We start from the raw sequence: 24022 nt of genomic DNA, 5'->3' as shown, positions 1-24022 counted from the left end.
TAGACGACGAGGTTGATAGGTTCGAGGTGGAAGTGCAGCAATGCATGCAGCTGACGAATACTAATCGGTCGAGGGCTTATCCTAATATACCTAAGGTTCGACTTTACGTAAGTTTCGTATCTAGTTTTCAAGGAATAAATCCTTGAAAAGAACATGTTTGTCCTATTCCCTGATAGCTCAGTTGGTAGAGCACTCGACTGTTAATCGAGTTGTCACAGGTTCGAGTCCTGTTCGGGGAGCCATATGGAGAGGTGTCCGAGCTGGCCGAAGGAGCACGATTGGAAATCGTGTAGGCGTCACAAGCGTCTCGAGGGTTCGAATCCCTCTCTCTCCGCCATCATAATTTTGCAAGGCCCGTTGGTCAAGGGGTTAAGACACCTCCCTTTCACGGAGGTAACAGGGGTTCGAATCCCCTACGGGTCACCATTTTTAGTTCCCATGGAGGCTTAGCTCAGCTGGGAGAGCATCTGCCTTACAAGCAGAGGGTCGGCGGTTCGATCCCGTCAGCCTCCACCATGAATTCTTAGGTAAGACTTGATTTAATAAGATTCATAACTTATACTTAATGACGCGGGGTGGAGCAGCCCGGTAGCTCGTCGGGCTCATAACCCGAAGGCCGCAGGTTCAAATCCTGCCCCCGCAACCAATAATGATCGTGGAGCCGTGGTGTAGAGGCCTAACATGCCTGCCTGTCACGCAGGAGACCGCGGGTTCGAATCCCGTCGGCTCCGCCATTATTACCAACATCACGTAAGGCTCGGTAGCTCAGTCGGTAGAGCAGAGGACTGAAAATCCTCGTGTCGGCGGTTCGATTCCGTCCCGAGCCACCATCTTACGAATCAAATTGAATATGCCGTTGTAGCTCAACTGGTAGAGCAACTGACTTGTAATCAGTAGGTTGGGGGTTCAAGTCCTCTCGACGGCACCATTGCTTTATGGAGGCTTAGTGAAGTGGCTAAACACGGCAGACTGTAAATCTGCTCTCTCCGAGTTCGGTGGTTCGAATCCATCAGCCTCCATTTCAATTTCATAGGGGCATAGTTTAAAGGTAGAACAAAGGTCTCCAAAACCTTTGGTGTGGGTTCGATTCCTGCTGCCCCTGCCATTAATTAACTGCGGCGGTCGTGGCGAAGGGGTTAACGCACTGGTCTGTGGCTCCAGCATTCGTGGGTTCAAGTCCCATCGATCGCCCCACTTCAGTTATAGTGGGGATTAGCCAAGCGGTAAGGCAACGGACTTTGACTCCGTCATTCCAAGGTTCGAATCCTTGATCCCCAGTTTTTAATTACCGTGCGGAAGTGGCTCAGCGGTAGAGCATCGCCTTGCCAAGGCGAGGGTCGCGGGTTCGATCCCCGTCTTCCGCTCCATTATTACTAAGGCGCCATAGCCAAGTGGTAAGGCAGAGCTCTGCAAAAGCTTTACCCCCAGTTCGAGTCTGGGTGGCGCCTCCACTATGTTCAAGCCGGAGTGGCGGAATCGGCAGACGCACAGGACTTAAAATCCTGCGGTAGGTGACTACCGTACCAGTTCAAGTCTGGTCTTCGGCACCAACGTAATATTAATTTAATAAGCCGGCATGGCGGAATGGCAGACGCGCTCGACTCAAAATCGAGTCCGAAAGGGTGGAGGTTCGAGTCCTCTTGCCGGTATAACGAACATGAAGCACATGAAATCATTAGATTTCATGTGTTTTTTTGTTTGCTTCGTTCTGCTAACCATATTAAAGATGACCCTATGTAAATGTACTGTGCAAAATAGCTGGACGCTTTCTTATCGGGCTTCGGAGCAATTAAGAAGAGAAGGAACCGGGTGCCATCAGACCACGGCTCCTTCTAAGATTGTAACGGTTATCCAACGTGAATTACCAAGCGTAAGTCATTGTTACGATTACGAGCAAAATGAACAATACGAGAATAGCAGCAGCGGAAGTTCCGTAACCAACACCAACACCAGTACCAGCAGCAACACCCATGGATGTCACCCCCAATCGTAAGTAATGCTCTCGGCAGCCTTCTCTTGAGAGACAATACATCCTATGGTGCGATGCCTTCGTTTGACTGGGGAATCAGCCCAAATAGGGCTGAAAAAGCGTGCTTTAGGCGATAGCCTTTTTTATAAAAAAGAGTCCGTAAGCTGAACAAGAGACAACTGCCCTCCATATGGTAGAAAAGAGATTAAAATGCTTCTGTGGAGGTGTCTGTGCTATCGAATACCTAGATATGTTAGCAAAGCTTGGGGTTGGCAATGCGCACCCCGGAGGTTTCGGTGAAACGATTGAACAGCTTAAGCAATACCCGATAGAGAAAGGCAAACGGGTTTTGGAGGTCGGATGCGGTACAGGGAGAACGGCATGCTACCTTGCCGAGCAGGGACTTGAGGTAACGGCGATTGATATCCGCCCGGAGATGGTTGCGAAAGCAAAGATAAGAGCCGAGAAGCTGGGGGTGCAAGTGGAGTTTAGAGAAGGGGATGTTTGCCAGCTCCCATTTGAAGGTGCATCTTTCGATGTCGTCATGGTGGAATCCGTGACGAATTTCGCGGACGCCGAGAAGGCGGTAGCAGAGTATTATCGTGTGTTGAGGCCCGGAGGAAAGCTGTATGACCGGGAAGTGATCCGCGTCAAACCGATGACAGCAGCCGTTCACAGAGCGTTATGCAGCTTCTACGGTGTAAGCAAAATTTATAGTATGGAAGAGTGGCGGGAGCTGCTGCAGGGAAGCGGATTCGCCGTAGATTTCTCCGGCAGCCATCCTTTCCCGTTAACGATGTTCGAAGATCAGGTGCAGCATCCGGATCCTGTGCATTTGTCCGACCGGCAATCGTTCATGGATCCACGAATTTGGCAGATTACGGCCAGATACGATGAGCTTGTAGGCAAATATCATAGCTATATGGGCTATACGTTAATGATAGGATCGAAGGAATAGACAAATACTAGGCAGGAAATGGGCACCCTCATGGCGAATGTAATGAGAAAGATTATCATTGGGGGATGTTTCTTTTGAATGCTGATGTAATTACGGAACGCATTCCGAACCGGAAAGCGAAGGAAATTTATGAACGCATATGCCGCCAGACGACGATCTCCAAGACAGAGCTCTTAGAGCAAAGCGGGATGACCGTCTCTACGCTGACGCGGCTCTTGGAGGAGCTGACGAGTCAAGGGCTCATCCTTGAATCCGGCTTCGGCGCATCGACAGGCGGACGCAGGCCGATTCTCTACGAGAAGAATTCGGCCTATGCGTATGTGTTCGGTCTGGAAATCTCACGAACGCTGTCCAGGCTGGTGCTGGTCGATTTGGGCATGAACAAATTGGACACAAGAAGCTGGACCATGACGTCCGAGATGACGCCTGATGTGCTGATCCGCCTCATCGTACAAGAGGCGCAGTCTATGCTGAAGCGGCACGGGATCGAGACATCGAGGCTGCTGGGTATCGGCATCGGTGCCGTCGGTCCCGTGGACCGGCTGTCCGGCACCATCTTGGAGCCATCCTATTTCCCGGCCAAAGGATGGACGAATGTTGCGATATGCCGTGAGCTGTCGGAGCGGCTGGGGATACCGGCCATGCTGGATAACGGGGCGAACACGGCCATTCTGGCAGAATCCTGGCATCAGCGGACGCAGAGCTTCAAGCATCTGCTCTATATTCATGCCGGGGTGGGTTTACGATCTTCCATGGTCTCCGAAGGGAAGGTCATTTATGGCGCCGTCGACATGGAAGGCTCCGTCGGGCAAATGATCATTCAGACGGACGGTGTGGCGCCCCGCAACGCCTCCGGCAACTACGGCGCCTTGGAGTCGTATGCTTCCTTGTATGCCATCGAGAAGGCGGCGCGCACGGCTTTGAAGCAGGGGCGCTCCACGATGCTGGCCCATTTCTCTCCAGACCCAGAACAAGTGACCTACGCGCATGTGATGGAAGCCGTCAAAAAAAATGATCCCCTGGCTGTGGAGATCATTTCGGAAGCTGCGACTTATTTTGGCATCGGACTCGCCAATTTGTTAAATATTTTGCACCCGGAGAAGGTTATTCTCGGGGGGCCGCTCATTGTCGGCGGGGAGCTATTCTTCCAAACCGCTACACAGGTAGCGATTCGGAAGACGTATTACTATCCCGCCTACCAAGTTATCTTCAGCAAGGGACAGCTGGGTGAAGAAGCACTTGCCATTGGAGCAGCCGTGATGGTCATGGACCAGCTCGTCAGGCTGTGACGCCTTTCAGGAAGTCAAGCAGCAAAGCGTTGAACGCCTCGGGCTGCTCCATCGGAGCCAAATGCGAAGCGCCTGGTATGGCATGGAAGCTGGCGCCTGGGATGGCGTCAGCCATTTTGCGCATCACATCCGGAGGCGCAATTGGGTCTTTCTCGCCGGCGATGACCAGTGTCGGTACGGAGATCAGGCTCAGCAGCTCTACGGAGTCAGGGCGGAACGCCATCGCCAAGCTCGCATGAACGAGCCCTTCGGCGGGCATGGAGCCCATAACCTCGCTTAAGCTCTCCACAAGCGCTGGCTGCTCCTTCGCAGTCTGCTCGGTAAGCAGCTTGGGCAGCATGGCGTCTCTGGCCGCAGCCGCTCCTTTGTCATAGAGGGAGACGGCCATATTCATGCGATTTTTACGCGCTTCCGGGCCGTCCGCTTCCGGACGGGTATTCGCGAGCAGGAGAGCAGAGAAACGTTCAGGAGCTTTCCTTAGCAAAGCAAAAGCCACATAGCCACCCATTGAAAAGCCGCCGAGTGCGGCTTTTTGTATGTCCATTTTATCCATCATCAATAGAATGTCATCCGCGTATTGCTCCATCGAAATGTTCGTCGTTGGCACATCGGATTGTCCCATTCCCCGCAAGTCAGGCGTGATGACTCGGTAATTCGCGGCTAAAGCATCGATCTGCGATTGCCACATGCGATGGTCCAACGGGAATCCATGCAGTAAGATAACAGCTTTTCCTTGCCCTTTGTCCTCAATGTACAGCTCTTTCCCAATAATATGACGGCTCACTTCAATCATCCTCCAAAATTTGATTTTTCCACTCCAAAAGTCCTAAAAATGTTCACAATTTTAGTTCAATAGTCGCGGAAATAAGGAAAATATCGACAAAGTTATGACTTCATACTTTCATTATGGTTAACTCATACTTCTCTAACAATTCGTTGTTATTCTCTCAGTATACCCGTTGTTACCCAAATAAAGCGACAAAAGAATCATTCATTCTACAAAGTGAGGTTAGTGCTATGACTAAGAAACCTTGGTCCACTCAAGAACTGGACAAATTAATCCGACTTTCCGCTGAATGCCCACCGGTCGTCATTGCCAGAGAACTATCCCGTCCCGTCACATCCGTACGCAAGAAAATGCGTGAAATCGGCGTCAGCTACGTAACCGGCGAGCAGTGGAAAAAAAGTCAGATTCAATACCTGATCTCAGACGAAGGTTCATCTTACAATAACAAGCATAAATTGACCCAAGCTCCGAAAGAAAATGATTTCGAATCTCCCGTACTCGACGAATTCTGGACAACCCTTGTGAAAATGGCCAGAGTTGCGAAGAAGAGGGGGAAACGCGTAGATGTCCTTTCGTTCATCGATACCTACCGGAAGATTCGAATCGGAGGGTAATCAACCTATCATCCAATCCACAATTAAATCAGGCCTCCCCTAAAAGGTGAAATCCGGTATAACGAGATTTTACCTTTTTCTTTTGCTCTTCTGCCCCTAAACTGAGAAGACCAAGACATCCAGGGAGGGCTATATGCATAGAATTCCACTATTTTCACTGATTAGCAAGTACGATACGGCAATATGGGTGCGAGTCATCGGAACGATTTTAACATCATTGGCCGGATTCATGATGCGACCTTATTTGGTCTATTATTTGTACGATAAGCTTGACGGCTCCGTCTTTCTCTCGATGCTGATCGTAGGCTTACAACCGTTATGCGGCATATTCGTGAACCTGTACGCAGGCAGCCTGAGCGATAAGTACGGGCGCAAGCCAATGATGCTGGCCGCGCTTATCATTCAAGCAGTTGCGATTGGCGGGTACATATTTGCCAGCCATGTTTGGGAATTTGCCCTTATTTCCATTATTAACGGGATTGGACATGCCATGTTCGGCCCCGCGGCCAACGCCCAAATCTCGGATGTTGTTCCACAGGAGAAGCGTGCCGAAGTGTTCGCGCTGCTGCACACAGCCTTGAACATGGGCTCCGCATTCGGCCCGCTGCTTGGCTTGCTGTTGTTTACCATGAACCCGACGATCATTTTCCTGGCTTGTTCGATCGCGCTGTTCGCTTATGCGGCACTTGTCGTATGGAAAGTTCCGGAGACGATGCCGATGAAATCCAAAGAAGACCAAGCAGCCGGCTCCAATAAAACCAAAATCAAATGGTCGGAGCATAAACCGCTGCTTTGGATTACCTTGCTAGCGATGCCGGTCTCCCTTCTGTACGCACAGGTGGAGTCGACATTCCCGCTGCATTTGCAGCAGCATTTTGAAAATTATAAGTCCGTATTTGCTACGATCATCACTTTTAACGGGTGTGTAGTCATAGCCCTGCAGCTCTGGATTGCCAAACGCACAGAACGCGCTCCTGCATTTGCAGTCGTTGCCGTATCGTATATGTTGTTCGCTCTAGTATCCGTCGGTTATGGATTTGTTCCTTATCTCGCAATTCTGCTTTTTGTCGAGTTTTTATTTACCATTGGTGAAATGTTGAACGGTCCTCATATTCAGAAAGTGATCTCCGTCATTGCCCCGGAAGAGCATAGAGGCCTGTACTTCTCCGTGTTCGGCATGAACTGGCAGCTGTCTCGGGCTATCGGGCCGATCTTGGGCGGATTGCTGTTCAGCCATTTTGGCGGGAAAGTGATGTTTGCCATTCTCGGCATCATCCTTGTGATTGCCGGCATTGCTCAGTCGCGATACATCCGCAGCTTGAACCGGAAGGAAGAGGAGCCGGCTCTAGAGGCTGCTTTGCAAGCTTAACTTAAGGGAATGACTTAGGTCACTGCGGGTCATGACCATGCTCACCTTACAGAAAATGGCGGAAAGTCTACAATAAGAACAAAAGAAGATTCATCCAAAGGAGTGATTGGATATGCTTTTGTTCTTGCATGTACTGGGCGCTGTATTATTTCTAGGTAACATTGTGACGGGGGCTTTCTGGAAAGTGAGAGCTCATTACGGGAAGCAGGATCTGACGGCCATTCACCTTACCGTCAAAAATATTATGCTGGCGGATTATGTATTCACGGTGCCGGGTATCCTCTTGCTGTTGATTCCCGGCCATCTCATGGCTGCGCGGTTAGGATACTCGCTCGTAGAATGGAGTTGGGTCACGGCTTCGCTGCTGCTTTTCTCTTTGTCCGGACTGCTCTGGTTGTTCGTACTGCTGCCCTTGCAAAGAAAAATGATTCGCTACAGCGCAGATTCGATAAAAGCGGGGAAACAAACAGACACTTACAAACAAGTCTCAAGGAAGTGGGACATTTATGGGACCATCGGCACGATTCTTCCGCTGATTTCATTAATACTGATGGTATGGAAGCCTGGCATATAAATATGTCGGGCTTTTATTGTTTTGTAATACTTCCGTAAGATACAGCTTCATTAATTGCGCTATAATTGTACTAGTTTTATGGAGGTGAAAAGCGTGGGGGCAATCGTTCTTGTCGTAGATGACGAACCGAATATTATAGATGTATGTACCGTCTATTTGCAGAGGGAAGGCTTTCAGGTTCTTTCGGCGGATAACGGCGAAGAGGCGATCCGCCTATGGCGGCAGCATCGTCCGCAGCTCATTGTACTGGATCTGATGATGCCAGGCAAAAACGGCTGGCAGGTATGCGAAGAAATCCGCAGCGAAGAGGACGTTCCGATTATTATGTTGACGGCGCTCGGCGATGAAATGGACCGGTTGATGGGACTTACCATGGGGGCGGATGACTATCTGACGAAGCCGTTCTCCCCGCGGGAGCTGGTCCTGCGAATGAAAGGCATATTGCGCAGGCTGCAGCGTTCACAAACGCCGGGAAATAAGGAGGGAGCAGCGTCAGCGCACATCCTGAAATTCCCGGGGTTCGAGATCAACGCGCTGCACCGCAGCGTCCGCGTAGGCAATAGAGATATTGAGCTGACGGTGAAGGAATTTGAACTCCTTCATTTGTTCGCAAGTCATCCGGAGCAAGTCTTCTCGCGAAACCAATTGCTAAGCAAAATATGGGATATCGATTATTATGGCGATACAACGACAGTAACCGTGCATATCCGCCGGTTAAGAGAAAAGATCGAGCCAAACCCTTCCCAGCCCCGCTATATCAAAACCGTATGGGGTATCGGCTATAAATTCGAAGGGAGGAAGCCGACCTGAAGCTTCGTATTTATTTGCTTGTTGCCAGCGGCGTGAGCACGGGGATTATTTTGTTTTCCCTATTCATTTGTTATCACTATATGCTGCTTAGATGGAAGGACGTCATACTGCTCTCAACAGTAACGGTAGGCGCTGCTGTCGTGTCCATGGGCCTTCATTATATAATGACTCGTCCTTTGGTGAAAGCGATTCAAGCGATCACGCAAGAAACGACTCGCATTTCTGAAGGGCAGTTTGAAGGGGTAGTTCCCCAACTAGGACCGTCGGAATTTAGAAAGTTGGCGTTACAATTCAATCGGATGACAGGCAAGCTCAAAGAAAGCTTCGACAAATTACGATCGGCTGAAGCCTCCCGCAAAGAGCTTGTAGCCAATGTCTCGCATGATCTTCGGACGCCAATGGCTTCCATACAAGCCTTCGTCGAGGCGCTCCAAGATGACGTCATTCAGGATAAAGCCACATTCGAGCACTACTTGCGAACGATTCGTTTGGAAACGGGAAGACTGGATGCGCTTATACAGGAACTTTTCAAACTTTCCCAACTGGATGCAGGCGGAGCGGAATTCGCGCCGGAGCCCTATCACGCCGATCAATTGATTGTAGACGGCCTCCAAAGCTTGGCTTTTCAACTGGAAGAGAAGTCGTTGCATGTCCATGTGATCTTGCCTGAACGCTTGTCGCCAGTGTACATCATGCCTCAGGAGATGAAGCGGGTGGTAGCTAACATTTTAGGCAATGCCATTCGACATTCCCCTGCTGGGGGCTGTATCACAATAGAAGGTGAAGAATTTCGGGAACGCTACCTTAAACTCTCCATCCGGGATCAAGGTCCGGGTATTTTGGAGAAGGATGCGGACAAAATATTCGAACGCTTTTATCGGTCAGACCCCTCTAGAACGCGGGTAAGCGGAGGCGCCGGTCTTGGACTCGCGATCGCCAAATCAATCGTCCAATTACACGGAGGCTCGATCGGCGTTCATTGCCATAAAGACCAAGGAGCGGAACAAGGCAGCACGTTCTGGTTTACGATACCTTTTATATAGAACCGATTGCAGCAGCTGCGGGCTTATTGTCCCGGGCTGTTTTTTTGTTAGTATTTCTTTAGATTTTTGTAATGTTTGCGTTAGTCTTTCTTAAGATCTACCCCTTAACTTAGAACTGAGAAAGAAATTAATATGAGGAGGAAGATCACAGTGAAAACATGGCTGAAAGCAGTTGCAGTAGCTATCACCGTAAGTGCAGTTGCGCTCCCGAGCTTGATTAACGCCGAAGAAATGATGATGCCCAAATTCGACTACAGCAGCGTAGCTACCATCCAGCAGGGGGGCAACGAGCTTGCGCCGCTTCGTACAGTAGCAGAATCACTGGGTTTTAAGGTCGAATGGAACGAGGCCAACCGCTCTGTGGCTTTAATGAAAACAATGCCCATGGAAGACAAGAGTACAATGGAAGACAAGAGCATGGTAGAAGATAAGACGATGAAAGACCAGCCCATGATGGACAAAATGATGGATAAAAGCAGCATGATCACAATCTTTATCGACAGCAAAACGATCACCGTGGGTGATGTGAATGAGATGCTAATGGTCGCCCCAACAATTGTGAACGACATGACTTATGTTCCGAAAGAGTTCATTGATACATATCTATTGAAGGAAATGAAAATGATCAAGTAGTACATGAAGAAGCCCTTTCACGAACCCCCATCACTGCACATTGTGCCATGAAGGGGGTTCTTTGTGGGCCGGGCGAGTGAGCGCGGTGCATAGAGCCAAAGCAGTAGCTATGGGCACTATCCCCGAGGCTCAGGTGAGGGGGAGTGAGGGGCGGATGAGAAGGCACAGGGTGAGGATGAGCATGTGGATGGGCGGGTGAGCAACTGTGATGGTGCATCGAGGCGAAGTAGGAGCTAAGGTCACTATCCCCGAGGCTCAGGGTAAGGGGAGTGCGTGGCGGTCGTGCGAGCGAGCGAGCAAGTGCGATGGAGCATAGCGCCGAAGCGGTAGCTATGGGCACTATCCCCGAGGCTCAGGTGAGGGGGAGTGTGGGGCATGCGAGCGAGCGAGCACGATGGTGCATAGCACCGAAGCAGCAGCTCTAGCCACTATCCCCAAGGCTCAGGGTGATGGGGAGTGTAGGCTCGGGTGAGGAGGAGTGTGTGGGCTCAGGGTAGGGGAGGGGAGTGTGGGAAGTCCGAGCCCGATGAAAATGAGGGAGGTCTTAGATGCGGATGAGGAGCGAGGTCCTGAGTCAAAGGGATAGTGGCTAGAGTAGAGCCTCTGAATATATAACGTGCCGAGATGGAGGAGCAGATACTAATAACTCTGGTGTAACTTGGGAGGCCGGATAGGACTGGACTGGTATGAATGGGATAAGGATATGGGTATGGAACTGGATGGATAGGGATCAGGAATATGGATCGGTTCTGTGGGAACATGTTCGTAATGGAACATGTTCGTAATGGAACATGTGGGAACCGTGAAAGCTGGCTAAGAGCGGGAACCTGAGCCAACGGGATAGTGGTTAGAGTAGGGTTCCTGAACATATAACGTGCCAAGGTGGAGAGCAGATACTAATAATACTGGTAACTTAAGGAAGCCGGATAGGATTGGACTGGAATGAATGGGATATGGATATTGATATGGACATGGATATGAGTATGGTTATGGTTATGGAACTGGATCTGGATCTGGATAGGGTTCAAGTTATGGATTGGTTCTGTGAGAACATGTTCGAATGAAACATGGTGAGACCTTGGAAGCTGGCAGGAGCGGAGGCCTGAGCCAAAGGGATAGTGGCTGGAAGGTAGCTCCCAAGAACAACGTCAGTCAAAGTGACAGATGTAGGGAGATCAGGAATAAAGAATCTTATAGTTTTGTAAGCCTTTTTTAAGATTTGTGCGTTATGATTAGGGTACTAACTCTTGATTGATAGGATGTGGGCGTGTGGAGTCGAAAAGAGGATGGTTAAAGCAATCTTTTGGCAAACGTCTGAACAGGATACATAGCTGGAATGCATGGGTGCTTCTGGCCCTAACGGTGACGGGGATTATTTTAAGCGTAGGCGCCATACGCGGAGATTTGGGCGGCGTTCGCGTGACGATCAAGCAGCTGCATATTTATTTAGGCGCAGCTTCTATACTGCTGATCGCCCTCTATGCGCCAATGCTTCGCAAACATTGGCATCAGATTCGCAACAAGCGCAACCAGCGGGCGAATCTGGTGTTCGTGCTGGCGCTGCTGATCGGTTGGGCGGCGTCTGGGGTGATTTTGTGGCAGTTCCGCTACCTGCCGCCGCAGCTTAACAATACGGCACTCATCCTCCATGACCTGCTCACGTGGGTCGGCGTGCCGTATGCCCTGTACCACGCCATCTCGCGCAGCAGATGGCTGAAGCGGCAGCAGCGGCTGGAACAGGCGGCGAGCGCTAGCGCTAGCTCGACCCGGACCGCCGCACCGGCTGCCGCCGCTGCCCCGCCTGCCGCGCAGCCGGCGGCCGTGGAAGCTGATCCCGCGGCAACCAGCGCGGGCAGGTCCGCAGCGCAGGCTGTCATCGCCGCGCTGAAAGAGTCGCCGATCACTCGCGCCTCATTCCTGCGGATCGCCGCAGGCTTGTTGCTCGTGATCGCGGTAGGGCCCGCCTTTTATCGCTGGATAAAAGGCGTGTCAAGCGGCGGCGGCTCCGCGACCGCCGACTACATTGCGGCGGACGGCAACCGGATGGTGCCGCCGCCCGAGCCGTTGCCGGACTCCGCCGCCGTCGCGGGCGGAGGGGCGCAGGGGAATTTCCGCATCTACACGGTGACGGAAATTCCGGCTTTCTCCTCGGATACATGGCAGTTTGCCATATCCGGCTTGGTGGATCGTCCCGGCGTATGGAATTGGGAAGAGTTTCTCAAGCTGAAACGGACCGTGCAGGTGAGCGATTTCCATTGTGTGACGGGGTGGTCCGTTTATAGCTGCACCTGGGAGGGGATTCCTCTAAAGGAAATGTTGGCGGCAGCAGGCGTGCAGGCCAAAGCGAAGTATGTGAAGTTCTACTCGGGTGACAAAGTCTACACCGATGCGCTCTCGCTCGAGCAAGCCGGCGGCGACGATATTATGGTTGCTGTACTGCTGGACGGTAAGCCGATCCCGCAGCAGCTAGGCGGTCCGGTGCGGCTGATCGTTCCCCAAATGTATGCCTACAAATCCGTCAAATGGCTTCAAGGGATCGAGTTGATCGAGAAGGAGCATATAGGTTACTGGGAAGTTAGAGGTTACGATAATGACGCATGGGTAAACAGATCGAACCGTGCATAAGATGAACTGACTTTCTAATTGGTTTTTGGTATAGTTATTGCTAAGAACCTGCTTGGAAATGAGGGAATAGAGCAATGGAAATCATATCGGTCAACGTGGGCATGCCACGGACAATCGACTATCAAGGTAAAGAGCTGGTTACGGGCATTTATAAATCCCCGGTCAGCTCATCTTTATTTGTATCGAAAACACAGCTGGAAGGAGACGGGCAAGCGGATCTAACCGTGCATGGCGGCGTGGATAAAGCGCTGTGCGTCTATCCGGAGGAGCATTACGCTTACTGGGAGGAGCTGCTCGGCCGTAAGCTTTCGCCCGGTTCGTTCGGAGAGAATCTAACGGTTCGCGGGCTGCTGGAAGGCGATGTTTGCATTGGCGACACTTATGCGATCGATGAAGTGATTGTGCAGGTCTCTCAGCCCCGCCAGCCTTGTTTCAAAGCGGGCAAGCGCTTGGAGTGGGTTCAAGCCCCGGCCAAAATGCAGGAAACCGGCTTTACCGGATTCTACTTCCGGGTACTGAAGGAAGGCTACATTTCCAAGGATTCCAAGTTGAAGCTTGTGGCCAAAGATGAAGCGGGCCTTACGCTTGCTTTTGCCAATACCATTAAATACCATGACAAAGCGAATAAGCAAGCTATTCGGCTTCTGATAGAGGCGGATGCTCTGTCGGCAAGCTGGAGGCAATCGTTCAGCAATCGATTGGCGGAAATGGAAGCATGATCACCGGCGTTATTTTGGCAGGCGGATTAAACCGCCGAATGGGAGGAAAGCCGAAGGCATTGCTGCCCGTACAGGGTCAGCCATTGCTCCACAAGCAGCTCACGGAAATGTCGCAAATTACGAAGCAGGTCGTTATCGTATCCAATGAACCTGAAGTTTTGAAGCCTCACATAACGCTAATTTCCCCGGAAATGGATGTACGATGGGTATCGGATGTCTATGTACAGAAAGGGCCTCTAAGCGGTATACATGCAGCGGCTCAGGCGGCAACGAACGATTGGCTGTGGATCGTCGGTTGTGATATGCCGTTCATTTCGTCGGCAGCCGCACAATTGATGGGCCAATTATGTCAAGAGAAGTATGTCGACGCCGTGATTCCTGTTCTGGACGGCAAGGTTCAGCCGCTGCATGGCGTCTACTCCAGGCTGATCGGTTCGGAAGCCGAAATTTTGTTAAAACAAGAGAAATACAGACTGATGGGTCTGTTGGATCATATTGACTGGCTCCCTGCGGAGAATGGATTATTTGCGCAGCATCAAGTGCCGACGGACTTCGCAGTAAATGTAAATACGCCAGAAAGTTATAAGGATATGTTAGGAAATCTATCATAAAAACTATTATTCTCATCATTTTAGCGCTGAAATCTAGGATTTTGTCATTAAATATGCCATAATGGACAAGGAGAGAAGGTGACCCCTCATGTCGAAGCTGCTGATGGATCGTTTTGGACGAATGCACGATTATTTGCGTATTTCCGTAACGGATCGGTGCAATCTCCGCTGTGTTTATTGTATGCCCGAAGAAGGAATGGAGTTTGAACCGGATGAGAAGCTTCTCACGTTCGAGGAAATCACTGAGGTCGTCCGAGTTTTGGCGAGACTAGGTGTGCGCAAGCTTAGATTAACCGGGGGAGAGCCTCTGGTACGCAAAAATTTGGAGCAATTGATTGGCATGCTTTCGCAAATTCCCGGAATTGAAGATATCGCCCTGACTACGAATGGGATTTATTTGGCCTCGAGAGCCGAGAAGCTTCGCGCAGCAGGATTAACCCGCGTCAATATTAGTCTGGATTCCTTGAAAGCCGACCGGTTCTCCCTAATTACAAGAGGCGGAGATATCAACCGCGTATTGGCCAGCATCGAGGAAGCCTATCGTGTTGGCATATCCCCGATCAAGCTGAATGTCGTTCTGATGAAGGGGATCAATGACGATGAGATTGAAGACTTCCTGCAAATGACGATCGATCGGCCCATTCAAGTCCGATTCATTGAATATATGCCAATCGGTCATCAGGATGATACTTGGAAGAACAGGTATTTATCTCTGACAACCGTGTTGGACCGCTGCAGCGAGAAGGGGTGGAACGCCGTCCCTTCAGATGCGGTGTATGGCAACGGTCCCGCCCAAAATTACCGGATCGACGGAGCCTTGGGCTCTTTCGGACTCATTCACCCGATCAGCGACCATTTCTGTGAAACCTGCAACCGGCTGCGCATTACGGCTGACGGCAATGTGAAACCATGTTTATATTGGTCGGATGAGTTCAATGTTCGCAAATATATCGGCGATGACGCAGCGGTGGAAGACTTGTTCTTCCGCGCTTTGGATATCAAGCCGCAGAATCATGAGATGGCGCAGGCGCTGATGAACGAAGCGCAGTCGCATACGCCGACACTTCGCCGGATGTCACAAATCGGCGGTTAACCCAGGGAGGAACGGACGCAAGTGAATAGCGATACGAAGCTTAAATTTGGCCGAAAGGTCATTTCGGTCGATGAAGCCAGGGGCTTGCTTGCCGAATATGTCAAACTTACGGAAGTCGAGTCTGTCCCGCTATCGGCAGCATACGGAAGACGGCTGGGTGAGGATATAACGGCGAATCATCCTGTCCCTCACTTTCGGCGGTCCGGCGTAGACGGGTATGCGGTTAAAGCTGAGGATATTGAGGCGGCTGCCCCTGACAATCCGATTGTCCTTCGTGTTATTGAGCTTATTCCGAGCGGCACTGTGCCTCAGCATACGGTTCACTCCGGCACGGCTGCACGCATCATGACTGGCGCTCCCGTTCCGGACGGTGCGGACAGTGTCGTTATGCTGGAGATGACGGACGCTCTGCCGCAGCATGATGCAGGGAAGAGTTCCTCTTGCGTAAGCATTAAGAAGCACATGCCCGCAGGAAGCAACATTACGCCTATTGCCGGTGAAATTCGCGAAGAGGAGCTGCTTCTGGCGCGCGGTACACGGATCGGTCCTGGCGAGGCGGCCATTCTGGCAACCTTCGGTTATGCCTATGTCGCCGTCTATCGCAAGCCTAAGGTAGCTATTTACTCTACAGGCTCGGAGCTGTTGAATGTCGATGACGAGCTGGAGCCGGGACGCATTCGCAACAGCAACTCCTACATGCTGGCCGCTCAAGTAGAAGCGGCTGGAGGCACCCCCATCATTATGCAGGCGCTCTCCGATCATGCGGATGAGGTGGAGGCGGCGCTGCAGAAGGGACTGGCCGGGGCCGATCTTGTGCTTACGTCCGGCGGCGTCTCTGTAGGAGACTACGACGTATTGGTTGATGTTTTCAGCCGTTTTGCAGGGAAGCTGCTGTTTAATAAAGTAGCCATGCGTCCAGGCACGCCGACGAGTGCAGCACTGTGGAACGATAAGCTGTTATTGGCGCTCTCCGGCAATCCCGGAGCCTCCTTCGTAGGCTTTGAATTGTTCGCCAAGCCGTTGATTCTGGCGATGGCCGGCTGTCCATCAGCGTATCCGGACGCGGTCACCGCCTATCTGGACGTTGATTACGACAAAGGCTCCGCATATCCGCGTTATGTAAGAGGCATGACGCATGTACAGGATGGCTCTCTGCGAGTGAAGCCTGCTGGCATCGATAAATCCAGCATCATGGTATCCATCAAGGATGCGGATTGTTTGATTTATCTGCCGGCCGGAGGCTCAGGATTCGCAAGGAACGAACGCGTACATATTTATCCTATCCAATAAAATGAGGCCTGCCGTCACTCTGCTTCGCGAAGGAAGCAGGTGACGGCAGGCCCATTTTCACATCATTAGATTGCGAAAGTAGCAAGGATGATGACAAGCAGAACATACAGAACAAGAACAACACCTACGGAACCGTATCCAGTTCCACAACCAGCTGCATATGACATAGTATCCCCTCCGGTTCAAAATTATTTGATTGGGATGTTTCACTATACAACATATGTCTTGTAGACATTTGTTGATTGGACTTATGCCCGCTTTTACTTCTGAAATAAGCCTAAGTATAATAAATAATGAGGTGATCCTAATGAGTGATATTCGTACATTGCAAGCGCAGGAGCTCCCGGAGAGTCTCGCCTTATCCCAGTTTGCTTTTCAATACGAGCTAAGCGCAGAAGAGCAGGCAGAGCGGATAAGCGAGACGGATCCCAAGCAAATATGGGGCTATTATGTGCAGGATAAGCTTGCGGCGAAGCTGCATCTTCTTGATTTCCATACGTGGCTGAACGGTCAGCGTTATGCCATGGGCGGCATTGCTGGCGTAGCTACGTGGCCGGAATACCGGCGCGGCGGGATGGTGAAGCAGCTGCTTATTCAAGCGCTTAAGGTGATGAGAGAAAGAGGGCAGACGATTTCCTTCCTGCACCCGTTCAAGTTTGAATTTTACCGCAAATTTGGCTGGGAAGCGTATGTGGATTACTTGAAGTATGAGATTCCGGCAGATAAGCTGCCAAGGTTCGAAGCCGCAGCAGGCAGCAAGGTCGTGCGGGTGGAGAAAGACGGTGAACTTCTAAACGGGATCTATGCGAAGTATGCCCTGCAGTATAACGGCATGCTGGACCGCGACGGCGTTTGGTGGAACAAATATTTGAAGGCGAAGCAAGGAACGGCAGCGGTCTACGTGAATCCGCAAGGCGAACAAACCGGCTACGTGATTTATCAGGTGAAGGCGTTCACGGCCACCGTTCATGAGATGGTCTTTCTCGATGAGGAGGCAAGGCGCGGATTGTGGAAATTCATCGCGGATCACGATTCAATGATTACGAAGGTGGAGCTCAAAGCTCCGATCGATGACGAGCTGGCGTTCCTGGTGCCGGATCCCCGATTCAAACAGGAAAAAGTTACCTACTTCTCAGCACGGATCGTCGATGTCGAAGCCTTCCTGTCACAGTATGCATTCGAAGCGCGGAGTGAAGCGGAACCCGTCTACATAAGGATTTCGGACCCCTATGCCGAGTGGAATGAAGGCGTTTACCGTTTAACGTTTACGGGCAGCGGAAAGGCGGCACAGGTTGCCAAGCTTCCCGCAGGCGAGCTGCCGGCAGAGGATCATGTGCTGAGCTGCAGCATCCAAACGTTATCGGCCTTATTCATCGGTTATAAGAAAGCCGGATTCCTATCGCGGATCGGCCATCTCCAGGGCTCCGATGAAAGGATCCGACGGTTGGAAGCGGCGATTCCTGAACGGACGACCTATTTGGCGGACTTCTTTTAAATATCGAAAAAATGCGGTTTCCGGCATGCGATTGCCGGGGCCGCTTTTTTGCGTAATAAAAAAATAACCCGTGAATGATCACGGGTTTAGCACGTACACTTTGACTGTTTGGAAACCGAAGCTGCGAAGAGATTGGTTGGAGCCTGGCACATAGATGTCGACTCGTTTGCCTTTAATGGATCCGCCTGTATCCGTGGCATAAGCGTACATGCCACCGGCCGGCAAGCCATTGAAGTTATATCCCTCTATATACAGCTTAGATCCGAGCGGAATCACCGTAGGATCTACAGCGACAGTTCCGATTCGTAGAGGATTGCCCATGTAATCCACTGCGCCATAGCCGCCATTCTCGGACGGGTCAGACGAGTAAGCGGTGGATTCGAAAAGCTCGTAATCCGGTGCATAGTTGTTGCCATCCTTGCTCAAGATGGCTAGTTTACTGCTTGCGTCCCATTTCACGGGAATATCAGAGGCATTGCTTAGGAACCGAAGGGGGACGTAGACGCGTCCGTTTTGAAATTCGGCATGTGTGTCCATCTCGACACGGTTGTTGTCAATTTCCGCTTCTTTCTGGCCTGAAACTAAAGTGATGGAGTGCTTATCATTGTTCAGTGTAACTTTAATTTGGTCGCCTTCCTTCTGCCATTGTACATCATAACCCAGTTTCTCTGTTACGAAACGGATCGGTACTTGTGTCGCATGGTTGTCATCCAAAAAAGGCTGAGCATCCGGAAATTGAACCAGTTTATCGTTGACCTGAACTTTCACGTCCATACTCGCGGCAGCAGCATGCGCATGTGCCGTAAATGGGGAAAGAAAGCCCCCTGCCCAAACTGTGGCGGACACAGCAAGGCAAGTTAACCCTTTAGTTATCATATGCAATTGGTAATCCTCCTTCTAGATGAGCCTCCGAGGTTAGTTGACGGGTTCGGGAAGAAGGTTCTCCCTAGTCTGCTCTGGGTACAGAGCAAATATTCACCCCAAGTAAATCGTCCCCCGTACCGGCACTTTGTCTGTGCGCCGGACTCGGCTTCAGATAGTTTATCACTGACGGACCAGCGGGAACAACCTCCAAAATATGGATAACGGTCGTAGCCGGTACTGGACTTAGGTCTAGGTTGAAAAACAGTCGCGAGTCCGTTTTGGCGAAAATCGATTTCGGCTACGATAGATACATGAAGATTAAGCGAAGGGCGGATGCGAAACATGAGCATGAATCGATCAAAAAGCTGGGCATTGATTTTAATTACGGTGGGCTTGCTAATCTGCATGCACCAACTCGGCATGCACGTTCATCTGATGGGATTGATTGTTCCTGCGGCAATGGTGGGGCTTGGTTATGTAGGGATTAGGAACGATAAAAAGATCGGTTGGGTGATTTTCGGCATTGGGGCTTTGATTCTGATGACGAAGCTTTCCGGACTGCTTGCAGTCGCTTTGGCCGTCGGCCTTATCTATTACGGCTGCCGGATGTGGAAGAAACCTGGTTATTCGTCGAATTATCACGATTATCGATAGGAACATGGGGGGTGTGGCATAATGAGCGTATTCAATCGAATTGGCAGAATGGCCGAATCGGCCTTACAAGAAGCGGCAAGCAAGCTGGATCTGCATGAGCGCGGAGGCAGCGGCTCTGCCGCCGGCGTGTCGCCGCTGGAGATCGAGGCGCTGGAACAGCGCTACGAGGAAGCCTTGCAGCGGACAATCGAGCTTCGCCGGCAGTGCGTGACAGCCGAGGAGATGGCCCAGCTGCGCGGCGAGCAAGCCGAGCTGGCGATGCGCGCAGGCGACGAGGAACTGGCGCGCATGGCGCTGCAGGAGAAGCTGCGCGAGGAAGCAGCGGCCGAGCAGTACCGCGCGCAGTATGCCGGCAGCCAGGACGTGTGCCTGTCGCTGGCGGATGAGTTGGCGGCGCTGCGTACAGGCCGCCGCACGGCGGGACAGCCGCGGAGCGGGCTGTCCAAGGAGGAGGCTCGCGAGACTTGGCGCGAGCTGGAGGCGACCGGCCGCGAGCTTGGCCGGGAAGCGATGGAGGGGCTGCGCATAGCAGGGCGCGTGTCACGCGATACCCTGAAGGAAGCGGGCGACAACCTCCATCAGGAGCTGCGCAGGCTCCAAAAGGAATGGCGCGACAAGAAATAATCCGCGCGGAACCCTGCTGCGCCCTATGCGCCTGCACGGCGCGGCAGGCCCCGGCCATCTGGCCGGAGCCCTACCAGAGCCTTGCCAGAGCCTTGCCCCGCAAGGATTTGCATCTTGGAGGCTGTCCATTCTTGTGGTATGCTAGACATCTATATGATCGAAATAATCGGCAGCCAGAGGAGGTGCAGCGATGGGCGAAGAAACCAAAAACAACCGCAACCGGAATACAGCCCTTGTGCTGATTGGCGCCGGTCTTTTTTTGCTTCTGGATCATACGATCGGCTTTTTCCCCATTCTCGCAATTATTCTGGTCTTGCTGGGCATCCACCGGGTCCGTTCCCGCAAGGAGCGCAAAGGCTTCGTGCTGATAGCCGTGGGGGGAGTCATTCTATTCGGGGATCATGTGACGATTGTCATCTCCATCGTATTAATCTCGTTAGGTGTTTTCTTCATACGATCCAAGCAAATGCAGAAGGACGATACCTATATTCAGAAGCAGAAGCTGGTGGACAGTGTGCGTCTGGGGCGCGAGCCATGGATTATGCGCAACAGCTCGACATGGTATATCATCGGTGAAACGTATATCGATTTATCGCTCGCGATTTTGGAACAAAAGGAAACCACGGTCATTCTGCAAGGGGTTGTAGGGGACGTAGACATCAAAGTGCCGGACGACATCGGCGTATCGGTGGCGGCTTCGGTCACGTTCGGGCAGATTCAAGTGGGCGTCGAACGCGAGTCCGGCGTCATGAACAAGCTGCATTGGCAGTCCCCGAACTATGAGCGCTGCGACCACCGCGTCAAGCTGGTGCTATCCTATATCGTCGGAGATATTAAAATAAAAGTCTTGTAAACTGTAGGCCCAGAGGAGGTTCAGCACATATTGGACGGCTATAAAAGAAGATTAACGAATATGATATGGCGCAGTATGGCTGAATCGATTATTTTTAGTTTTCTGGTGTTTGGCGCTATTATCTATTTCATGAACTCGAGAAATCTCATTACGCCTTTCACAAGCTGGCAGGAGGGCGTCAAATTCACCTTCATGGCCATCGTCATCGTCGGCTGCGTCGGCGCCGGATACGGGTACTGGAACAGCTCCAGAATTACGCGGCGGCTGGAGCCCTTGATGGAAACGATGATATTGTTGGAAAAAGGGACGTTCACCCGCGACCGTTTCCAGAACGGCGAAGACGAAATCGGGCGGCTCGGCGAGCAGCTGGGCCGCATTATGAAGCGATGGGAAGAGCAGGTTACTTCTCTTCAGCGGTTATCGAACAATAACGCCGAACTGGCGGAGAAGGCGAAGCTGTCGGCGGTTATTGAAGAAAGGCAGCGGCTGGCCAGAGAGCTGCACGATGCCGTCAGCCAGCAGCTGTTCGCCATCTCGATGACGGCGACGGCAGTCGGCCGGACGTTGGATAAGGACTTCGAGAAGGCCAAGCGGCAGATTCATCTCATCGAGGAGATGGCTTCCGTCGCGCAGTCGGAGATGAGGGCGCTGCTGCTGCATTTGCGGCCGATCCACCTGGAGGGCAAACGATTGTCCGAAGGGCTCGTGGAGCTGCTGAAGGAGCTGGCGGCGAAGGTGCCGATGACGATCACGTGGGACATGGACGAAGACGTTCGATTAAATAAAGGGATTGAAGACCACTTGTTCCGCATCGTGCAGGAGGCGCTGTCCAATGCGCTGCGGCATTCCAAAGCGAACAAGCTGGAGGTGAAGCTGCTGCACCGCCCGGACGGCGTTCGACTGGCGATCCGGGACGACGGCGTCGGCTTCGAGCTCGATGCGAAGAAGCTGACCTCCTACGGCATTGTGTCGATGAAGGAGCGGGTTAACGAAATCGGCGGCTCCGTCGATATCATTACCGCCCCAGACAGGGGAACCCGGATAGAAATCCGCGTGCCTATTCTGGCCGGGGATGCGGTAGAATAGATGTTCTTGATAGAGAGGAGACGAACATGGACGATACATTGATTAAAGTACTGCTGGTCGACGATCATGAAATGGTCAGAATCGGTCTTGCCGCCGTTCTCGGGACCGAGGACGGCATTGAGGTTGTCGGCGAAGCCAGCAATGGCCAAGACGGCATCCGTCTAGCCCAGGAATACCGCCCGGACGTCGTGCTGATGGATCTGGTGATGGAAGGCATGGACGGCATCGAAACGACGCGAAAGCTGCTGCAGCTGTACCCGGAGTGCAAAGTCATCGTGCTCACAAGCTTCCTGGACGATGAGAAAATGTATCCGGTCATTGAAGCCGGCGCATTCAGCTATTTGCTCAAAACGTCCCGTGCCTCCGAGATCGCGCAGGCCATCCGAGCCGCGGCCAAAGGCCAGTCCATTCTGGAGTCGCAAGTCGCCTCGAAGATTATGAACCGCTTCCGGCAGCCGAAAGCAGCGGCGGAGCCGCATGAAGATTTGACTGAACGGGAAATGGAAGTCCTTCGTCTAATTGCTAAGGGCAAGTCAAACCAGGAGTTGGCCGATGAATTGTTTATCGGAGTGAAAACCGTGAAATTTCACGTCACCAATGTACTGGCCAAGCTAGGTGTGGAGGATCGGACCCAAGCGGCGATCTATGCCTTCAAGCACGGCCTGGCCGAATAGCTAACTAGTGGACAAGGAGCGATAAGGATGAATTTTCTCAAGCAGCTGTGGAGTTGGTTCGGCTCCATTGCCATTTCTTTTGTATTGGTTGTCTTCCTCGGTGTATTCGTGTTCCAATCGACCAAGGTGATGGGACATTCGATGGATCCGACGCTGCATGATACCCAGCGTGTGTATGTGTCGAAGCTATCGCATACATTCAATTATGAGCCTAACTACGGGGATATCGTCATCATTGATTCCAGGGTGGATTTGAAGCGCACGTTCAAGAACGATCTGCTCGACAGCCCGCTGCTGAGTTTGTTTACGAAGAACGACGATAAGCATGTGTGGATCAAGCGTGTGATCGGCAAACCCGGAGATCGGCTGGAAATCAAGGACGATAAGCTGTACCGCAACGGCGAGCTGCTCGAAGAGCCTTACTTGAACGAAGCGATGAAGGCGAATGGCAATAAACAGTGGACGGTACCGGAGGATCACGTCTTCGTGATGGGGGATAACCGCAACAACAGTATGGACAGCCGGGTGATCGGTTATATTCCGCTTGATCATGTATTAGGGAAGAAGCTGTTCTAATTCATAAAAAAACGACCCGCAGGGCGAACATGCGAGAAGCATGTCTACGTCTTGCGGGTCGTTCGCGTTTATGGAGGAGCACATCAGATCTGCGTGTCCAGCAGCAAACCGCTCATCGGTACGGGCAAATACGCTTGCAGCTTGGAGCGGTATTGGCCGTAAGGTTGAAGCGGCGAACCGTTCATCTGGAACAGCGCTTCAGACGGCAGCTGCTGCAGTTGTCCCAGCGCATTAGCTAAGGAGGCTGCGAAGCTGGTCAAGCTGCCCATGCTGCGGCGTAATGCGGCTGGCGGGTTGCTGATTTGATCTTGAAGCTCATCCTCGTGGAGCTCCAGACTTCCGTCATCCCGATGCTCGATTCCGATATTTTGCAGGGAGTAAGGCTTCGCGGCTTGCGCCAATCCGGCAAGCAGCGAGCGGTTCAAATAGTCCGGCGAATCCTGCAAAGCGGCTTGGAGCTCATTATATGTATCTACGAAGTCCCGGATGGGGGCTAATTCTAGTGTTGTATGACGTCCGCTATCAGCAGGTTGGGCATCTGCAACGGATTGCGCCGAAGCCTTGGCGTCGTGGACTGTTTGAACGAAGCCGGCTACTTGCTTGGCGGCCGATTTGGCGAGCTGCTGGTAGCTGGAGCCTTCGTACGGCAGATTCAGCGTCCCGCGTACCGTGCTTGAGGTTCCGCCGGCAATGGCGCGTACTGCGCTGACGCGATAGTAGTCCTTGTGGGTTTGGTAGGAGTTCACAGCCGTTATCGGAGGATAGGCATAGATCATTACAATCACCCCTTTGTCGATTGATTATAGTATATC

Annotated in this window: 25 protein-coding genes, 16 tRNA genes, 1 rRNA gene and 1 riboswitch; of the genes, 38 read left to right on the top strand and 4 right to left on the bottom strand. The window is 51.9% G+C overall.

Features of this window, described 5'->3' with window-relative positions:
- The 17 genes from J2X61_RS17345 to J2X61_RS17265 form a co-directional block, all read left to right on the top strand.
- A 23S ribosomal RNA gene (locus J2X61_RS17345) occupies window positions 1–84 on the top strand; the annotation flags it as partial.
- An 82-nt stretch (window positions 85–166) separates the two neighbouring features.
- A tRNA-Asn gene (locus J2X61_RS17340) sits at window positions 167–242 on the top strand.
- Window positions 243–245: 3 nt separating this feature from the next.
- A tRNA-Ser gene (locus tag J2X61_RS17335) sits at window positions 246–337 on the top strand.
- Window positions 338–351: 14 nt separating this feature from the next.
- Window positions 352–426, top strand: a tRNA-Glu gene (locus J2X61_RS17330).
- Window positions 427–440: 14 nt separating this feature from the next.
- A tRNA-Val gene (locus tag J2X61_RS17325) sits at window positions 441–516 on the top strand.
- 53 nt (window positions 517–569) lie between these two features.
- Window positions 570–646, top strand: a tRNA-Met gene (locus J2X61_RS17320).
- Between the two features lie 11 nt (window positions 647–657).
- Window positions 658–734 (top strand) — tRNA-Asp (locus J2X61_RS17315).
- Window positions 735–754: 20 nt separating this feature from the next.
- Window positions 755–830, top strand: a tRNA-Phe gene (locus J2X61_RS17310).
- 22 nt (window positions 831–852) lie between these two features.
- Window positions 853–928: transfer RNA gene (locus J2X61_RS17305), tRNA-Thr, on the top strand.
- 9 nt (window positions 929–937) lie between these two features.
- A tRNA-Tyr gene (locus J2X61_RS17300) sits at window positions 938–1019 on the top strand.
- Between the two features lie 12 nt (window positions 1020–1031).
- Window positions 1032–1105: transfer RNA gene (locus J2X61_RS17295), tRNA-Trp, on the top strand.
- Between the two features lie 13 nt (window positions 1106–1118).
- Window positions 1119–1194, top strand: a tRNA-His gene (locus J2X61_RS17290).
- Window positions 1195–1206: 12 nt separating this feature from the next.
- A tRNA-Gln gene (locus tag J2X61_RS17285) sits at window positions 1207–1278 on the top strand.
- A gap of 14 nt (window positions 1279–1292) precedes the next feature.
- Window positions 1293–1367 (top strand) — tRNA-Gly (locus J2X61_RS17280).
- A 10-nt stretch (window positions 1368–1377) separates the two neighbouring features.
- Window positions 1378–1451 (top strand) — tRNA-Cys (locus tag J2X61_RS17275).
- A gap of 10 nt (window positions 1452–1461) precedes the next feature.
- A tRNA-Leu gene (locus J2X61_RS17270) sits at window positions 1462–1550 on the top strand.
- A 20-nt stretch (window positions 1551–1570) separates the two neighbouring features.
- A tRNA-Leu gene (locus tag J2X61_RS17265) sits at window positions 1571–1649 on the top strand.
- 212 nt (window positions 1650–1861) lie between these two features.
- On the opposite strand, the gene J2X61_RS17260 is transcribed toward J2X61_RS17265, so the two are convergent.
- A complete protein-coding gene (locus J2X61_RS17260; RefSeq protein ID WP_274472288.1) occupies window positions 1862–1972 on the bottom strand; it encodes a YjcZ family sporulation protein in 111 nt (36 codons plus the stop codon).
- A gap of 247 nt (window positions 1973–2219) precedes the next feature.
- Between J2X61_RS17260 and J2X61_RS17255 the strand changes: the two genes are divergently transcribed.
- Together J2X61_RS17255 and J2X61_RS17250 are read left to right on the top strand one after the other, a co-directional pair.
- Entirely contained in the window at window positions 2220–2927 is a 708-nt protein-coding gene (locus tag J2X61_RS17255; protein WP_274472289.1) for a class I SAM-dependent methyltransferase, read from the top strand.
- 74 nt (window positions 2928–3001) lie between these two features.
- Window positions 3002–4216 (top strand): ROK family protein, encoded by a 1215-nt coding sequence (locus J2X61_RS17250; protein ID WP_396135459.1) that lies wholly within the window; start codon window positions 3002–3004, stop codon window positions 4214–4216.
- Here J2X61_RS17250 and J2X61_RS17245 read toward each other — a convergent pair.
- Window positions 4206–5000 carry an alpha/beta fold hydrolase gene (locus tag J2X61_RS17245; protein ID WP_274472291.1) on the bottom strand — a complete coding sequence of 265 codons (795 nt, stop codon included), beginning with the start codon at window positions 4998–5000 and terminating at the stop codon, window positions 4206–4208. The two genes, J2X61_RS17250 and J2X61_RS17245, sit on opposite strands and share 11 nt — an antisense overlap.
- Window positions 5001–5233: 233 nt before the next feature.
- Here J2X61_RS17245 and J2X61_RS17240 point away from each other — a divergent pair, with 233 nt between their 5' ends.
- The 13 genes from J2X61_RS17240 to J2X61_RS17180 all read left to right on the top strand — a co-directional run bounded on the left by J2X61_RS17240 (window position 5234) and on the right by J2X61_RS17180 (window position 17879).
- A complete protein-coding gene (locus J2X61_RS17240; protein WP_274472292.1) occupies window positions 5234–5617 on the top strand; it encodes a hypothetical protein in 384 nt (127 codons plus the stop codon).
- Window positions 5618–5750: 133 nt separating this feature from the next.
- Window positions 5751–6986, top strand: coding sequence for an MDR family MFS transporter (locus J2X61_RS17235; protein ID WP_310189411.1), 1236 nt, complete (start codon window positions 5751–5753; stop codon window positions 6984–6986).
- 112 nt (window positions 6987–7098) lie between these two features.
- Window positions 7099–7560, top strand: coding sequence for a DUF2269 family protein (locus tag J2X61_RS17230; protein ID WP_310189409.1), 462 nt, complete (start codon window positions 7099–7101; stop codon window positions 7558–7560).
- A gap of 78 nt (window positions 7561–7638) precedes the next feature.
- On the top strand, window positions 7639–8370 hold the full coding sequence (locus J2X61_RS17225; protein ID WP_396135458.1) for a response regulator transcription factor: 732 nt from the start codon (window positions 7639–7641) through the stop codon (window positions 8368–8370).
- An 80-nt stretch (window positions 8371–8450) separates the two neighbouring features.
- Complete coding sequence (locus J2X61_RS17220) at window positions 8451–9413, top strand: sensor histidine kinase (protein ID WP_310189406.1); 963 nt, start codon at window positions 8451–8453, stop codon at window positions 9411–9413.
- Between the two features lie 150 nt (window positions 9414–9563).
- On the top strand, window positions 9564–10046 hold the full coding sequence (locus J2X61_RS17215) for a stalk domain-containing protein (RefSeq protein WP_310189404.1): 483 nt from the start codon (window positions 9564–9566) through the stop codon (window positions 10044–10046).
- A gap of 932 nt (window positions 10047–10978) precedes the next feature.
- Window positions 10979–11110 carry a hypothetical protein gene (locus J2X61_RS17210; protein WP_310189402.1) on the top strand — a complete coding sequence of 44 codons (132 nt, stop codon included), beginning with the start codon at window positions 10979–10981 and terminating at the stop codon, window positions 11108–11110.
- A 205-nt stretch (window positions 11111–11315) separates the two neighbouring features.
- The gene (locus J2X61_RS17205; RefSeq protein WP_310189401.1) at window positions 11316–12671 is read left to right on the top strand and encodes a molybdopterin-dependent oxidoreductase; all 1356 of its coding nucleotides are present in this window, start codon (window positions 11316–11318) and stop codon (window positions 12669–12671) included.
- A 101-nt stretch (window positions 12672–12772) separates the two neighbouring features.
- The gene (locus J2X61_RS17200) at window positions 12773–13390 is read left to right on the top strand and encodes an MOSC domain-containing protein (protein ID WP_310189399.1); all 618 of its coding nucleotides are present in this window, start codon (window positions 12773–12775) and stop codon (window positions 13388–13390) included.
- The gene (mobA, locus tag J2X61_RS17195; protein ID WP_310189397.1) at window positions 13387–14001 is read left to right on the top strand and encodes a molybdenum cofactor guanylyltransferase; all 615 of its coding nucleotides are present in this window, start codon (window positions 13387–13389) and stop codon (window positions 13999–14001) included. The genes J2X61_RS17200 and mobA overlap by 4 nt, the downstream gene beginning before the upstream one ends.
- 88 nt (window positions 14002–14089) lie before the next feature.
- Window positions 14090–15094 carry a GTP 3',8-cyclase MoaA gene (moaA, locus tag J2X61_RS17190; protein ID WP_274472301.1) on the top strand — a complete coding sequence of 335 codons (1005 nt, stop codon included), beginning with the start codon at window positions 14090–14092 and terminating at the stop codon, window positions 15092–15094.
- A 21-nt stretch (window positions 15095–15115) separates the two neighbouring features.
- Window positions 15116–16384 (top strand): molybdopterin molybdotransferase MoeA, encoded by a 1269-nt coding sequence (locus J2X61_RS17185; protein ID WP_310189396.1) that lies wholly within the window; start codon window positions 15116–15118, stop codon window positions 16382–16384.
- A 307-nt stretch (window positions 16385–16691) separates the two neighbouring features.
- Window positions 16692–17879, top strand: a complete 1188-nt coding sequence (locus J2X61_RS17180; RefSeq protein WP_310189394.1) for a GNAT family N-acetyltransferase — start codon at window positions 16692–16694, stop codon at window positions 17877–17879.
- 78 nt (window positions 17880–17957) lie between these two features.
- Here the strand turns inward: J2X61_RS17180 and J2X61_RS17175 are convergent, their stop codons facing one another.
- Complete coding sequence (locus J2X61_RS17175) at window positions 17958–18755, bottom strand: stalk domain-containing protein (RefSeq protein WP_274472524.1); 798 nt, start codon at window positions 18753–18755, stop codon at window positions 17958–17960.
- A 13-nt stretch (window positions 18756–18768) separates the two neighbouring features.
- Window positions 18769–18921, bottom strand: a riboswitch (cyclic di-AMP (ydaO/yuaA leader).
- Between the two features lie 170 nt (window positions 18922–19091).
- Here J2X61_RS17175 and J2X61_RS17170 point away from each other — a divergent pair.
- The 6 genes from J2X61_RS17170 to lepB all read left to right on the top strand — a co-directional run bounded on the left by J2X61_RS17170 (window position 19092) and on the right by lepB (window position 23210).
- On the top strand, window positions 19092–19397 hold the full coding sequence (locus tag J2X61_RS17170) for a LiaF transmembrane domain-containing protein (protein WP_274472304.1): 306 nt from the start codon (window positions 19092–19094) through the stop codon (window positions 19395–19397).
- 21 nt (window positions 19398–19418) lie between these two features.
- Window positions 19419–20021: a PspA/IM30 family protein gene (locus J2X61_RS17165; protein ID WP_310189392.1), complete on the top strand. Its 603-nt coding sequence runs from the start codon at window positions 19419–19421 to the stop codon at window positions 20019–20021.
- A gap of 190 nt (window positions 20022–20211) precedes the next feature.
- Window positions 20212–20874 (top strand): cell wall-active antibiotics response protein LiaF, encoded by a 663-nt coding sequence (gene liaF, locus J2X61_RS17160; RefSeq protein ID WP_274472306.1) that lies wholly within the window; start codon window positions 20212–20214, stop codon window positions 20872–20874.
- A gap of 30 nt (window positions 20875–20904) precedes the next feature.
- Complete coding sequence (locus J2X61_RS17155; protein WP_274472307.1) at window positions 20905–21960, top strand: sensor histidine kinase; 1056 nt, start codon at window positions 20905–20907, stop codon at window positions 21958–21960.
- A gap of 26 nt (window positions 21961–21986) precedes the next feature.
- Window positions 21987–22634 carry a response regulator gene (locus J2X61_RS17150; protein ID WP_310189388.1) on the top strand — a complete coding sequence of 216 codons (648 nt, stop codon included), beginning with the start codon at window positions 21987–21989 and terminating at the stop codon, window positions 22632–22634.
- A 27-nt stretch (window positions 22635–22661) separates the two neighbouring features.
- Window positions 22662–23210 carry a signal peptidase I gene (gene lepB, locus J2X61_RS17145; RefSeq protein WP_310189385.1) on the top strand — a complete coding sequence of 183 codons (549 nt, stop codon included), beginning with the start codon at window positions 22662–22664 and terminating at the stop codon, window positions 23208–23210.
- Window positions 23211–23293: 83 nt separating this feature from the next.
- On the opposite strand, the gene J2X61_RS17140 is transcribed toward lepB, so the two are convergent.
- Window positions 23294–23986 (bottom strand): hypothetical protein, encoded by a 693-nt coding sequence (locus J2X61_RS17140; RefSeq protein WP_310189382.1) that lies wholly within the window; start codon window positions 23984–23986, stop codon window positions 23294–23296.
- Window positions 23987–24022: the final 36 nt, after the last annotated feature.

The sequence above is a fragment of the Bacillus sp. 3255 genome (assembly GCF_031456485.1).
Lineage (GTDB): Bacteria > Bacillota > Bacilli > Paenibacillales > NBRC-103111 > Paenibacillus_E.
Note: the sequence above shows the minus strand (reverse complement) of the source record. Positions and strands in the feature narration are given on the sequence as shown.